This window comes from Pseudoalteromonas lipolytica (assembly GCF_003515105.1).
GTDB lineage: Bacteria > Pseudomonadota > Gammaproteobacteria > Enterobacterales > Alteromonadaceae > Pseudoalteromonas > Pseudoalteromonas lipolytica.
In genome coordinates, this window is sequence record NZ_CP032090.1 from 1,160,004 (window position 1) to 1,174,764 (window position 14,761).

Below are 14,761 nucleotides of genomic sequence, written 5' to 3' on the forward strand. Positions count from 1 at the left end.
AGGTATTACACACTATGGCAGAAGTAAATGTTGAAAAACTAGCCGGAGATATTGGTACAACTGTTGATAAGTTACTACAGCAGCTTGAGCAAGCCGGTATTTCTAAAAAAGCAGGTGATATGGTGAGCGAGGCTGAAAAGTCAACGTTACTTGATCACCTTAGCAAGCAGCATGGCGGCACGGGCTCGGAAGGCCCTGCTCGCATGACTTTGCAACGTAAAAGCAAGAGCACACTGAGTGTGACTGGCTCTACAGGTAAAGCAAAGTCTGTACAAGTAGAAGTACGTAAAACACGTACTTATGTTAAGAAAAGCGCCATTGAGCAACAGCAAGAAGAAGAGCGTTTAGCTGCAGAAGAAGCTGCACGTAAAGCAGCAGAGCTTAAAGCCCAGCAAGAAGCTGAGGAGCTAAAAGCGAAACAAGAGGCAGAACGTAAAGCGAAAGAAGAAGCTGAGCGTAAAGCCAAAGAAGAGGCTAAACGCAAAGCTGAAGCTGAGCGTAAAGCGAAACAGAAGCAGATGACCCCAGAACAAAGTGCTAAGTCTGAAAAAGATCGCGCCGAAGCTGAGCGTCTGCAAAAAGAAGCAGAAGAGGCCGCATTGAGAAAAGCTGAAGAAGAAGCGAAACGTCAAGCAGAAGAGGCAAGAAAGCTAGCTGAAGAAAATGAAGCTCGCTGGAAGAAAGAAGAAGAAGAGCGTAAGCAGCGTGAAGAAAGTGCTGATCACCACCTTACGACTTCAACTTATGCACGTGAAGCAGAAGATGAGTCTGATGCTCGTGAAGAGCAAACTGCTCGCCGTGCTAAGAAAAAGAAAAAAGGTCCAGCAAAAGAAAAATTTGTTGCACCTAAAGGTAAAAAAGGCAAGCTTAAAGCGCCTACATCGTTACAGCATGGTTTCCAAAAACCAACCGCAGACGTTAAAAATGAAGTTCGTATCAGTGAAACTATCACTGTTGCTGAACTTGCATCGCGTATGGCTGTTAAAGGTGCCGAAGTTGTTAAAACAATGATGAAAATGGGTGACATGGTTACCATCAACCAAGTGATCGACCAAGAAACAGCACAGCTTGTTGCTGAAGAAATGGGACACAAGGTTATCATTGTTAAAGAAAATGAATTAGAAGAGAAAGTGCTAAACGACCGTAACGAAGAAGGTAAAGCGCTTCCTCGTGCGCCGGTTGTGACAGTAATGGGTCACGTTGACCATGGTAAAACGTCAACACTTGACTACATTCGTTCAGCGAAAGTGGCATCAGGTGAAGCGGGTGGTATCACTCAGCACATTGGTGCTTATCATGTTGAAACAAATGGCAACATGATCACGTTCTTAGACACACCAGGTCACGCCGCATTTACCTCAATGCGTGCTCGTGGTGCAAAAGCCACTGATATCGTAATCCTTGTTGTTGCAGCAGATGATGGTGTAATGCCACAAACTAAAGAAGCGGTTCAGCATGCGCGTGCAGCTGGCGTGCCTCTAATCATCGCTGTAAACAAAATGGACAAAGAAGGCGCAGATCCAGATCGCGTTAAAAACGAATTAGCACAGCTAGACGTTATTCCTGAAGAGTGGGGTGGCGACACGCAATTCGTCCATATCTCTGCCAAAACAGGTTTAGGCATTGATGACTTACTTGAAGCGGTATTAATGCAAGCTGAGATCTTAGAACTAACTGCACCATCAGAAGGGATGGCTGCGGGTGTTGTAATCGAATCACGCTTAGATAAAGGCCGTGGTCCAGTTGCATCTATCTTAGTTCAATCTGGTACGCTTAACCAAGGCGATATCGTACTATGTGGCCTTGAATACGGCCGTGTACGTGCAATGAAAGATGAGAACGGTAAAGACATTAAGTCTGCGGGCCCATCTATTCCTGTAGAGATTCTAGGTCTTTCTGGTATCCCTGCTGCAGGTGATGAAGCCACGGTGGTTAAAGACGAGCGTAAAGCCCGTGAAGTTGCTTTATATCGTCAAGGTAAATTCCGTGAAGTGAAACTAGCACGTCAACAAAAAGCGAAGCTTGAAAACATGTTTACTAACATGACTGAAGGCGATGTTTCTGAAGTTAACGTGGTACTTAAAGCGGACGTACAAGGTTCAATTGAAGCAATTGCTGATTCATTAACTAAACTATCTACTGATGAAGTTAAAGTGAAGATTGTTGGTTCAGGCGTAGGTGGTATCACCGAAACTGACGCAACACTTGCAGCAGCCTCTAATGCAATCGTTGTAGGCTTTAACGTTCGTGCCGATGCATCAGCACGTAAAGTGATTGAATCAGAAAACCTAGACCTACGTTACTACAGCGTAATCTACAGCCTGATCGAAGAAGTTAAACAAGCCATGTCTGGTATGCTTGCACCAGAATTTAAGCAAGAGATCATTGGTCTTGCTGAAGTTCGTGACGTGTTTAAGTCACCTAAGATTGGTGCTATCGCAGGTTGTATGGTGACCGAAGGTATCGTTAAGCGTAGCGCACCTATCCGTGTACTTCGTGATAACGTGGTTATCTATGAAGGTGAGCTTGAATCATTACGTCGCTTTAAAGATGACGTAGCTGAAGTTCGTAACGGTATGGAATGTGGTATCGGCGTTAAGAACTATAACGATGTTAAAGTTGGCGACCAAATCGAGGTGTTCGAGACGGTTGAAGTACAACGTTCACTTTAATTTCGTCTAAGTCACTATTATAAATGGGGGCTAAGCCCCCATTTGTGTATTCGTAATTAAATTAACTTATTTATATACATCAATAAGTTATAATTTTAGAGTGAAGTATAATGAGAGAATTTTCTCGCACTGATCGTGTTGCACAGCAAATTCAAAAAGAGATTGCTGTTATTCTTCAACGCGAAATTAAAGACCCGCGCTTAGGTATGGTAACGGTGTCTGCAGTTGAGGTATCTCGCGATCTTTCGTACGCAAAAGTATTTATTACAGTATTCAATACTGATGATGAAGATAAAGCCAAGCAGAGCGCTAAAATCCTAAATGAAGCAACGGGTTATATTCGTTCTTTATTAGGTAAACGCATTCGTGCGCGCATTATGCCAGAGTTACGTTTTGTCATTGATAACTCACTGATGGAAGGTATGCGTATTTCAAATTTAGTGGACTCGGTTATTCGTGAAGATAATGCAAAGCATGTCAACGAAGATGATAGCGAAGAAGGCACTAAAGACTAATGGCTAGACGCAGTAAAGGTCGTGCAATTGACGGCATTTTATTACTTAACAAGCCGCAAGGTATCTCGTCTAATAAAGCATTGCAGCAAGCAAAGGGCATTTACTTTGCACAGAAGGCTGGGCACACCGGCGCACTCGATCCGCTTGCAACAGGCATGCTGCCGATTTGTTTTGGTGAAGCAACTAAGTTTACCCAGTTTTTGTTAGACACGGACAAAACGTATGTCGTACGCGCTAAACTTGGGGAACGTACAACCACCTCAGATTCGGATGGCGAAGTTGTTGAAACGCGTCCAGTAGCGGTAACTCGTGCTCAACTCGAGCAAGAGATCGCAAGTTTTTTAGGTGAGTCGGACCAATACCCATCAATGTACTCAGCATTAAAATATCAAGGCCAGCCTTTATATAAATATGCACGCGAGGGCATTGAGGTACCGCGTAAATGCCGAAAAATTAATGTGTTTAGTTTAACGCTTGATGAGTTTGATGAAGCAAATAACGAAGTGCAAATGACCGCCCATGTATCGAAAGGGACGTATATTCGCACTATTGTGGATGACCTTGGTGAAAAGTTAGGGTGTGGCGCACACGTTATTATGTTGCACCGAAGTGCTGTTGGTCATTATCCGAGTGATAAAATGGTGACGCTTGAGCAACTTGAAGAAAAATTGCAACAAGCTAAAGCCGATGACGTTGCACCGTCTACTTATTTAGATGCGCTTTTGTTACCCATGGATACCGCGTTGGTTGACTTACCTGTGATTGAAATTAGTAAAGAACAAGGTATGGCATTTAGCCATGGTCAAACCGTGGTGATTGGTAAGCCCGTGCCTGATGGTGTGGTGAAAGTTATGGCTGATGGTATATTCATTGGCACAGGCGAGCGTCATAAAGACGGTCACCTAAAATCAAAGCGTGGTTTATCGAATCAACTGCCTGAGTAAAGATTACCTTGTAGTTATTGCTAAAGCTGGTAGAATACGCCCGCTCAATCGTTTTGGCTGAATTAGTGATCGGCTAAGACACAATTTAAATTAATTTTTGGAGTTACTATGTCACTAAGCAATCAAGAAAAAGTTGAAATCATTGCTAAATTTGCACGCGCTGAAGGCGACACTGGTTCACCTGAAGTACAAGTTGCACTTCTAACGTTCGATATCAACAAGCTTCAAGGTCACTTTGCTGATCACAAGCACGATTTCCACTCACGTCGTGGTCTTCTTCGCAAAGTAAGCCAACGCCGTAAACTGCTTGATTACCTTAAAGGTAAAGACATTGCACGTTACACTGCGTTAATCCAAGAGCTTGGCCTACGTCGCTAAGAACTAGATTACGAGAAAAGGGGCTATATAGCCCCTTTTTTTGTGCGCGTATGAAAGGTATACTAGCGCACAACTTAGTAGCACAGGTTGCTAAGTGTTTGAAAAATCATCATTGCCAATTGTAGTACTTAATTGATTTTACTTAAGGTTAATTAAGTACTGTAATTGGTACTTTGATGGACTATTTTTACCAATTCAGAGATGCAGCCTACGGGCTAATTTTTCTGAGTTGCTTCTACATTTAAAGGACATTTTTAAGTGCAAGCAATTATTAAAGAATTTCAACTAGGTCAACACACTGTGACACTAGAAACAGGTGCTATCGCTCGTCAAGCTGACGGCGCTGTACTTGCAAGCATTGGCGACACTTCAGTACTTGTTACTGTTGTTGGTAAGCGTGATGCACAACCAGGTCAAGACTTTTTCCCACTAACAGTTAACTACCAAGAGCGTATGTACGCTGCGGGTCGTATCCCTGGTGGTTTCCTTAAGCGTGAAGGTCGTCCTAACGATGGCGAAACACTTATTGCACGTTTAATTGACCGTCCAATTCGTCCCCTTTTCCCGAATGGCTTCGTAAATGAAGTACAAGTTATCGCGACAGTTGTTTCTGTAAACCCTGAAATCCAACCTGATATGGTTGCAATGATTGGTACATCAGCAGCGCTTGCAATTTCTGGTATTCCATTTAATGGTCCTATCGGTGCATCACGTGTTGGTTTCATCAACGGCGAATACGTTCTAAACCCAACGTTAAAAGAGCTTGAAGAAAGCCAACTTGATTTAGTGGTTGCGGGCACAGACAACGCGGTATTAATGGTTGAGTCTGAAGCGAACGTGCTATCTGAAGATGTTATGTTAGGCGCTGTTGTATATGGTCATGAGCAATCTCAAGCTATCATCAATGCAATCAATGAGTTCAAAGCAGAAGCGGGCAAGCCTACATGGGATTGGACTGCACCAGAAAAGAACGTTGCACTTGAAGAGAAAGTGGCTGAACTTGCTGCTGATAAAGTGGGTGAAGCATACCGCATCACTGACAAAGTAGCGCGTAAAGAAGCGTTAGGCGCAGCTAAAGACGCTGTTATTGAAGCGCTTTCTGCTGAGCTTGCTGAAGACGAAACACTTGATACTCAAGAAGTAAGTAAAGTATTTGGTTCTTTAGAGAAGAAAATTGTTCGTGGCCGTATCACTGCCGGTGAAAAACGTATCGATGGTCGTGAACCAGATATGATCCGTGCACTAGACGTAATGACGGGTGTATTACCGCGTACTCACGGTTCTGCTATCTTCACACGTGGTGAAACACAAGCACTTGTTACTGCAACGCTTGGTACAGAACGTGATTCACAGTTAATTGATGATTTAACGGGCACGCACAAAAACCACTTTATGCTTAACTACAATTTCCCTCCGTTCTGCGTAGGTGAAACAGGTTTTGTTGGTTCACCTAAGCGTCGTGAAATCGGCCACGGTAACCTAGCTAAGCGTGGTATCCAAGCTGTAATGCCAACACTAACTGAGTTCCCTTACTCAATCCGTGTTGTATCTGAGATCACCGAGTCTAACGGTTCATCTTCAATGGCGTCTGTATGTGGTACTTCTCTTGCGTTAATGAACGCGGGTGTGCCTATTAAAGCCTCTGTTGCAGGTATTGCGATGGGTCTTGTTAAAGAAGAAGAAAACTTTGTTGTTCTTTCTGACATCTTAGGTGATGAAGATCACTTAGGTGACATGGACTTTAAAGTTGCGGGTACTTCAGACGGTATCACTGCACTTCAAATGGATATCAAAATCGAAGGTATCACACAAGAAATCATGCAAATCGCGCTTAAACAAGCAAAAGCTGCACGTTTACACATCTTAGGTGTAATGGACGAAGCGATTTCTGCTCCTTCTGAAGAGTTATCTCAGTTCGCTCCACGTATCTACACGATGCAAATTCCGGCGAAGAAAATTGCTGAAGTAATTGGTAAAGGTGGCGCAACGATTCGTCAACTTACTGAAGAAACAGGCACAACGATTGAAATCGAAGACGATGGTACAATCAAAATTGCAGCAACTGACGGCATTAGCGCAAATAATGCAATCAAGCGCATTGAGCAATTAACAGCAGAACTTGAAGTAGGCACAATCTACACAGGTAAAGTTGTTCGTATCGTTGATTTTGGTGCATTCGTTAATATCCTTCCGGGTAAAGATGGCCTAGTGCATATTTCTCAAATCAGCACTGAGCGCGTAAACAACGTTACTGATCACTTAAGCGAAGGCCAAGAAGTACAAGTAAAAGTACTTGAGGTTGACCGCCAAGGTCGCGTACGTTTAAGTATCAAAGAAGCGATGGCACCGGCTGCTGAAGAAACAGCAGAAGCGCCTAAAGACGCTGAATAAGGTTTGATTTTCCAGTAATTTACTGGATACAAGAAAAAGGGGCTGTTTAGCCCCTTTTTTTATGCTTTAATGAAACTCAATCGCTTCAACTTTGTCTACAGAGAATTCAGGTATTAAGGACTTTAATGATTTTTAAACACTTAGCATTGACAGCTGTGGCTATTTTTTCTTTAAGTGCATGTCAAACAACTTCTCAGCCTGAGTCAGTCCCTATTGTTAATGTGCCGTTCACCGCACCATTAGCGTCTGATTTTCGAAATGAAATTACCATAGCCCGTTATTCAGAGCTGCTTAATCGCACCGATTTAAGTGCAGAACAACAAGCAAAACTTTATTATGATCGCGGTGTGTTATTTGACAGTTTGGGCATGTCGACATTAGCGCGTATAGACTTTAATCGGGCCATTAAACTAAAGCCTGATTTAGCAGAAGTGTATAACTTTTTAGGTATTCATCACACGCTTATGCAACAGTATGAGCAGGCGTATGAGCTTTTTGACTCGGCGCTGGAACTCAATGAACAGCATGAATATGCTTATTTAAACCGCGGAATTGCGTTGTATTATGGAAATCGTCCATTATTAGCGCAAGACGACTTACAGCAGTTTTTAGACCGCTCACCCAGTGACCCTTATCGTGTTTTATGGCTTTACCTAGCACAAGCAGACGCTGACAAGCAGCAAGCGCTGATTGATTTAAAAGCCAATTCACAAGGGGTTGACGAATCCCAATGGGGTTATCAATTACTTGCATTGTATTTAGGCGAAATCAGTGAGTTTGAATTCTTATCAGGTATTATTGAAGGGGTTACTTCTGAGCAAGAGTATGCGCATCGTTTATGCGAGGCGTATTTCTATCTAGCTAAATTACATCAAGCAGCAGGTAATGATTACATTGCGGCTGATTATTTTAGGCTTGCTCTTGCAACAAATGTGCATGAGTTTGTTGAATATAAATATGCGCGTCTAGAGCTTGAGTTAATGGCTGGTGAAGACGCGAGCTAATGTTTACCTGATAGGCGGGTTATTACTGAGCTTGAGCACTCTCTCAAGCTCGGTATCTGACTTCACGCCTTCGTATCTTTATTATTTTAATAAAACCCCAACACGTGCTGTGGCCATTTTCTATTTGGCTCCCACTGTTGTGAGTTCAAACCTTACCCTTGTTGATAATGTTCAATTACGGCAACTCGCTGAACTAGGTGAGTTAGATGCTCATTACCAACTCGCATTACGCTTTCTACAACAAGGTAACCCTGCGGCAGCTAAGCTGTGGTGGCAATCCGAGTTTGATAATTATGCTGTGAACCAGCAACAAGCCTTAGCAGACAACTTGATTGCTCAGCAGCAGTGGCAGTCAATTGAATGGTTGTGGCAAACGAATCGTTTGCCACAAGGCGATGCGAGGCAAGCTTGGTTGTTACGCCAGCGCTCGGATGCAGAGTATATAAAGGCCGATTTTGCAAAACGTCACAATTTTTCATTGTCATTACACACAGTGAGTGTCATGCCACAGTGTAAATTTAATGTGTTGATGTTGACTGATCATCATGCAGGAATTAATGCACTGAAATCATTTAAACGTTTTTACCAAGCTAAACCAGAGCCAGAGAAGAATAGTTTTTGCTTTAGTGAAATTGTCTACGTTGGCGATCAGTTTTCTTGCCGTAATCATGATATGGCAGTTCAGTGTAATTGGGAAAACGCTGTTGCATACAATTGGCCTGCAGGCTTTGACTTTATCGTAATGATGTCAGAGTCGGGCGCGGCAAATGTGGTTGGGGGGATTATGCATATTAATTCTCAACAGAGCTATCAAGTGTTTTTGCATGAGCTAATGCACTTTAATGGTTTTGAGGATGAATACCCACTTCCAGAGAAAAAACAGCAGTGGTTGTGTAAACAGCAGGGTAAAGTGGCGCCTAATTTATTCATTGCCAATGATGTATTGCCACCAAGTGGTTGGCAGAAGAGCCGCGCATGCAAGAATTCAATGGCGTATAAACCCAGTCCTAATTGGTCAATTATGCAATACCAAACAATGGCGTTATCACAGCAATACAGACAACTTTGGCAAAAACAAATTAACCAGCCCTTAACAAAGCCGATAAGGTTTATTGATTACTTCACGTTTTTAGGTGTAAAGCCAACGATAACAACAACTTCAAGCTTGGATAAATTTTCTGACTAATCGTAGAATTATTGCTATTTTAACACACAAAGCGGTTAAAAAATGTGCAAATAGGCTGCTCTCCTATAGACAAAATAGCACCTGATCAGTATAACTATACGCACTGTAAGCTTTTTTTGAAGCCAACTTTTAACCATCCAAATGAACAGTACGCACCTAACTATAACTAGCAGCGGTATTGATATTCTTATGACACAAAAAGGCTCCTTATTATGACTTTGCTCTGGATACCCCTGTTATCCTTAATCGGCAGTGTTATTTCATCCTGCACTTCAAAACTAACGCGAAATCAAAGTACGGCTTTGACCATGTTAGCGCCTTTGATTGCCCTTGGAATTGTATTCTCGTTTACGCCTGCGGTTTTTTCTGGCGAAATAATCCGTTATAGCGCGGACTGGATCCCGCTACTCAACATGCAAGTTTCATTTAGGCTTGACGGCCTAACCTTGCTGTTTCTGTATATGATATTAGGCATTGGTGTCTTGGTCATATTCTATGCTCGCTATTACCTGAGCAAAGATGACTCTTTACCGAAGTTGTACTGCTATCTAATGCTATTCATGACAGCCATGGTTGGCATTGTTATGTCAAATAACGTGATTCAATTATGGCTATTTTGGGAGCTAACCAGCATTAGCTCGTTTTTACTAATTAGCTATTGGTGGGATAAGTCAGAAGCACGTAAAGGTGCGCGCATGGCATTGGCAATTACTGGTGCAGGTGGTTTAGCGTTATTAGCGGGTTTATTACTCATCGGCGATATTGTTGGTAGTTATAATTTAGATGTTATTTTAGCCAGTAAGACACTGATTCAATCGCATGATTTATATGAAGTGGCATTGGTACTTGTGCTGTTGGGGGCGTTTACTAAATCGGCGCAATTCCCATTCCATTTTTGGTTACCGCATGCCATGGCAGCGCCAACACCTGTGAGTGCGTATTTACACTCGGCAACCATGGTTAAAGCAGGGATCTTTTTACTCGCCCGTTTTTATCCTGCCTTATCAGGAACCGATACGTGGTTTATTTTGGTTGCTATGACAGGGTTATCAACGTTGCTTGTTGGTGCTTACGTTGCGCTCTTTAAGCATGATCTAAAAGGGCTGCTTGCCTACTCAACAATTAGTCATTTGGGCCTTATTACCTTATTGCTTGGTTTAGATACAGAGCTTGCGACTGTGGCCGCTATTTTTCATATTATTAACCATGCGACATTTAAAGCGTCTTTATTTATGGCCACCGGTATTATTGACCATGAAACGGGCACACGCGATATGCGTAAACTCAATGGTATGTGGCGTTTTATGCCATATACCGCCACATTAGCAATGGTCGCAGCAGCGGCAATGGCGGGTGTGCCACTACTGAACGGCTTTTTATCGAAAGAGATGTTTTTTGCAGAAACACTGCATCAACAAGTGCTTGGTTCAATGTCATGGTTAATCCCTGTTTTAGCGACCGTTGCAGGTGCGCTCTCAGTCGCTTATTCGGCGCGATTTATTCATGATGTCTTTTTTAATGGTGACCCAATTGATTTGCCAAAAACGCCTCATGAACCGCCGCGCTATATGCGAGTACCAATCGAAATATTAGTCGTAGTGTGCATATTAGTCGGTATGTTCCCGCATTTTGCGGTCAGCGATATTTTGGCTTCAGCGTCATTTGCCGTTTTAGGTGATGCGGCGCCAGCCTATAAGTTGTCTGTTTGGCATGGTTTAAACCTTCCGCTGTTAATGAGCTTTATTGCGACCTGTTGCGGTATCATCATTTATGTGCAGCGCAAACACCTGTTCCATTTCCAAGCATCGCTCCCCACGCTGAATGCTAAAAAAGGATTCGACCTTGGCTTGTACAGTGTTATTAAGTGGTCGCAACAGAAAGTTAATCGTATCGAAAATGGCTCGCTGCAACGCTATGCTTTTGTGATGATTGCGGTGGTTCTTTTATGTGCAGGTTGGCCACTGTTTGAAATGCGCCAACTAGCAGGGGCAAGTGAACTAACGCCGATTGATTTTCATAATGCGATAGGGGCTGGCTTATTAATTATTGGTGCGCTGGCAACTGTTATTTGGCATCGCTCTCGTATGATTTCACTGATCATGATTTCAATCGTGGGCTTAATGGTATCGGTCGCATTTACTCGATTCTCGGCACCTGACTTAGCATTAACTCAATTAACGGTTGAAGTAGTGACTGTTATTCTACTGATGCTTGCGCTGTTTTTCTTACCACAGCGCACACCAAAAGAATCAAGCTCATTACGCATGTTACGTGACCTAGGTATATCCTCTGCATTTGGTGTTGTTATAGCAAGTATCTGTTATGCACTCCTAACTAGACCGCTTGAGTCTATTTCAGACTTTTTTGTGGCAAATGCAAAAACAGGCGGTGGGGGAACCAACGTTGTAAATGTGATCCTTGTTGATTTTAGGGGATTCGATACATTAGGTGAAATCACCGTGTTAGGTATCGCTGCACTGGGTATTTATAAACTATTAATTAACTTGCCATTATTTATGCCAGCAAGTGACAGTGAAGGGCGACCTTGGGCACGTGAACGATACCCCATTTTACTTGCCAGTATTTCACAAAGCTTATTACCGCTTGCGTTATTGGTGTCTGCGTACATTTTCTTGCGTGGTCATAACTTACCAGGAGGCGGTTTTATAGCGGGGTTAGTGACTGCGATTGCCTTTATTTTGCAATATATGGCTAACGGTTCTAACTGGATTGCGGCACGTTTTGATGTGAATTACCGTAAGATTATCGCTTCCGGTATTGCCATAGCCTTATTCACGGGGTTAGGAAGTTGGGTGTTTGGGCGTCCATTCTTAACAACATGGTTTGATTATTTTGATATACCGCTAGTCGGCAAGACAGAACTTGCCAGTGCTATCATGTTTGATTTAGGTGTGTATTTAACTGTTGTAGGTGCAACGCTGATGATTTTAGCAAGTTTAGGAAAACTCACTGCTGATACACCCAAGCAAGAGGTAAATATTTAATGGAAGTATTGTACGCATCATGCGTGGGCGTGCTTGTCGCGTGTGGAATTTACTTAATTTTAAGAGCACGAACCTTTCCGGTGGTGCTTGGTTTAACCATGTTATCGTACGCGGTAAACCTATTTTTATTCTCATCAGGCCGTTTAACAATCAATAAAGCGGCTGTGCTTGGCAGTGGCAGTGAATATGCCGATCCGTTACCGCAAGCGTTAGTATTAACGGCCATTGTTATTGGCTTTGCAATGACGGCATTTGTGGTGATTTTATCTATTCGTGGTCGCGCAGATTTAGGTAACGACCATGTAGACGGACACCTGGTTAAATCGTCGAAGGAGCAAAAATGATCCAGCATTTAGCTTCATTGCCTATTTTAATCCCTATGCTAACAGGCGTTATACTTTTAATGCCGCCCTGTGGGAAAAACCTCTATATTCGCCGTGTTATGTCGGTGATTATGGCTGTGATCACCGTGCTCATTAGCGCTGGTTTATTAGTGTATGTGAATGATACTACGCCACTTGTGTATGCTATTGGCGATTGGTCAGCACCGTTTGGCATTGTATTAGTGGCCGACAGATTAGCGACATTGTTAGTGCTTTTAACCAGTTTACTGGGGGCTGTTGTTGTACTTTATAGCTGTGCCGGAGATGACAAAAAAGGCAGTTTTTTCCACCCATTAGTGCACTTTTTGATCTTAGGTGTGAATGGCGCGTTCTTAACGGGAGATGTCTTTAACCTGTTCGTCTTTTTTGAAGTATTGCTCATCGCTTCATACTCATTATTAATGCATGCTGGCGACAAACACAACACCCGAGCTGCGTTGCAATATGTGATTTTAAATTTAATTGGTTCAAGCGTGTTCCTGATAGCATTAGGCGTGCTCTACGGTGTACTAGGCACATTGAATATTGCTGATTTAGCCCAAAAAGTGCCTTTGCTTACAGGGGATGATGTTTATTTAGCAAAAGTAGGTGGTTTGTTGCTTATTGTCGTGTTTGCGTTAAAAGGTGCGTTATTACCGCTGCACCTATGGCTGCCGAACACCTACGCAAGCGCATTACCGGTTGTGGCTGCACTCTTTGCTATTATGACTAAAGTGGGTGTATACGCCATGCTGCGTGTATACACCGTTATTTTTGGTGATAATGCAGGCGAGCTTGCGCACATGGCTCAACCGTGGTTATGGGGTTTAGCACTTGCTACCATTGTAATGGGGGCCATTGGTGTCCTTGCCAGCCAAGACTTTAGAAAACTGGTGGCCAACTTAGTCATCGTATCAGTCGGTACGTTAGTGGCACTTGTTGCGCTTCAAAATGTAGCGGCAACTGCGGCATTACTCTATTACTTAGTGCATTCGACTATCGTGTGCGCCGTGTTGTTTTTACTTGCTGACTTGGTCGCGCTTCAGCGTGGTAAAGTTGCAGACCGTTTAGTTGCAGGACGCGCTGTCGCTCAGCCGTTTTTGTTGGGGATTAGTTTTGTGATAGCCGCACTTACAGTTGTGGGTATGCCACCGCTGTCGGGCTTTGTGGGTAAAATTTGGATTTTAAAGAGTACCCTAGATAGCGAAAAAGCCATGTTATTTTGGCCTATTTACCTTTTAGCGAGTTTGGCTGTTTTGGTGGCTATTTCTCGTGCAGGTACAAGCTTGTTTTGGGATCATAAACACAAAGACAGCGATGCAATAAAAGGCGTCAATGCACACCCACTGAAAGTAATTGCATTAATGACGCTATTAATTTGCTCGCCGTTGATGGTTATTTTTGCTGGGCCAGTGTCTGAATTTATGTTGGCGACCTCAGAGCAACTGTTCGACATAAACAGTGGTATCAATGATGTTTTACATGGAGGCCAGTAAATGCGGTTAGAAGCTCGTTTTCGTTGGCTACCTACGCCATTTCGCAGCGTATTATTATTTATTGTGTGGCTGCTATTAAATAATAGCGTGTCACCTGGGCACCTATTGTTGGCTGCTTTCTTTGCTATCACGATCCCGTGGATTACTTTTCCATTTCGTGACCCGCAACCGTTAATTGTAAGACCGGGGCTGGCATTTAGACATTTATTGTTAGTTTTATACGATATTGTCACAGCCAATTTGCAAGTTGCACTTTTAATTTTGGGACCAACTAAAAAGTTGCGTCCGGGGTTTGTTAAAGTGCCTCTCGATTTAAGTCATGAAATGCCAATCACAATTTTGGCAAGCACCGTGTCGCTAACCCCAGGTACGGTAAGTGCTGAGGTGTATCCTATTCCTGAATCACTTGCGGAAGGGGAAGAAGTACAGCAACGCTATTTGTTAATTCATGTCTTGGACTTAGCAGATGAACAGGTGTTAATTAATACGATTAAGCAGCGCTACGAAGCACCGCTTAAGGAGATTTTTCGATGCTAGACACGGTTTTTTTAATTGTTTACGCCATGATCGCAATATCGTTATTGCTTAACTTGTGGCGTTTGATTGCAGGGCCATCAGTGCCTGATCGCATTTTGGCTCTTGATACTATGTTTATCAACACCATCGCATTGATTATTCTGTATGGGATGAGCATGGATACAGGGCTTTATTTTGAAGCGGCTTTACTTATCGCCATGTTGGGCTTTGTGAGCACCGTCGCTGTATGTAAGTACCTGCTACGCGGCGATATTATTGAATAAGGTAACAG

Annotated in this window: 12 protein-coding genes; all 12 read left to right on the top strand. The window is 43.0% G+C overall.

What is annotated here, in order from left to right; translation table 11 throughout:
* Positions 1–14 precede the first annotated feature (14 nt).
* The 12 genes from infB (at position 15) to D0907_RS05330 (ending at position 14,753) form a co-directional block, all read left to right on the top strand.
* Entirely contained in the window at positions 15–2,672 is a 2,658-nt protein-coding gene (gene infB, locus D0907_RS05275) for a translation initiation factor IF-2 (RefSeq protein ID WP_065978793.1), read from the top strand.
* A 110-nt stretch (positions 2,673–2,782) separates the two neighbouring features.
* Positions 2,783–3,187, top strand: a complete 405-nt coding sequence (gene rbfA, locus D0907_RS05280; RefSeq protein ID WP_036969898.1) for a 30S ribosome-binding factor RbfA — start codon at positions 2,783–2,785, stop codon at positions 3,185–3,187.
* On the top strand, positions 3,187–4,131 hold the full coding sequence (truB, locus tag D0907_RS05285) for a tRNA pseudouridine(55) synthase TruB (protein ID WP_065978794.1): 945 nt from the start codon (positions 3,187–3,189) through the stop codon (positions 4,129–4,131). Before rbfA ends, truB begins: the two co-directional genes overlap by 1 nt.
* Positions 4,132–4,239: 108 nt before the next feature.
* On the top strand, positions 4,240–4,509 hold the full coding sequence (gene rpsO, locus D0907_RS05290) for a 30S ribosomal protein S15 (protein ID WP_036969894.1): 270 nt from the start codon (positions 4,240–4,242) through the stop codon (positions 4,507–4,509).
* A 258-nt stretch (positions 4,510–4,767) separates the two neighbouring features.
* Complete coding sequence (gene pnp, locus D0907_RS05295; RefSeq protein WP_036969884.1) at positions 4,768–6,900, top strand: polyribonucleotide nucleotidyltransferase; 2,133 nt, start codon at positions 4,768–4,770, stop codon at positions 6,898–6,900.
* Between the two features lie 125 nt (positions 6,901–7,025).
* A complete protein-coding gene (gene nlpI / locus D0907_RS05300; RefSeq protein ID WP_036969883.1) occupies positions 7,026–7,904 on the top strand; it encodes a lipoprotein NlpI in 879 nt (292 codons plus the stop codon).
* A gap of 31 nt (positions 7,905–7,935) precedes the next feature.
* A complete protein-coding gene (locus tag D0907_RS05305) occupies positions 7,936–9,090 on the top strand; it encodes a hypothetical protein (protein ID WP_065978795.1) in 1,155 nt (384 codons plus the stop codon).
* Between the two features lie 212 nt (positions 9,091–9,302).
* Positions 9,303–12,095, top strand: a complete 2,793-nt coding sequence (locus D0907_RS05310; protein WP_036969881.1) for a monovalent cation/H+ antiporter subunit A — start codon at positions 9,303–9,305, stop codon at positions 12,093–12,095.
* Positions 12,095–12,439 carry a Na+/H+ antiporter subunit C gene (locus tag D0907_RS05315; RefSeq protein ID WP_036969879.1) on the top strand — a complete coding sequence of 115 codons (345 nt, stop codon included), beginning with the start codon at positions 12,095–12,097 and terminating at the stop codon, positions 12,437–12,439. Before D0907_RS05310 ends, D0907_RS05315 begins: the two co-directional genes overlap by 1 nt.
* Positions 12,436–13,953, top strand: a complete 1,518-nt coding sequence (locus D0907_RS05320; protein WP_118844120.1) for a monovalent cation/H+ antiporter subunit D — start codon at positions 12,436–12,438, stop codon at positions 13,951–13,953. The genes D0907_RS05315 and D0907_RS05320 overlap by 4 nt, the downstream gene beginning before the upstream one ends.
* Positions 13,954–14,490 (top strand): Na+/H+ antiporter subunit E, encoded by a 537-nt coding sequence (locus D0907_RS05325; RefSeq protein WP_036969871.1) that lies wholly within the window; start codon positions 13,954–13,956, stop codon positions 14,488–14,490.
* Positions 14,484–14,753 (top strand): K+/H+ antiporter subunit F, encoded by a 270-nt coding sequence (locus tag D0907_RS05330; protein ID WP_036969869.1) that lies wholly within the window; start codon positions 14,484–14,486, stop codon positions 14,751–14,753. Before D0907_RS05325 ends, D0907_RS05330 begins: the two co-directional genes overlap by 7 nt.
* Positions 14,754–14,761 lie beyond the last annotated feature (8 nt).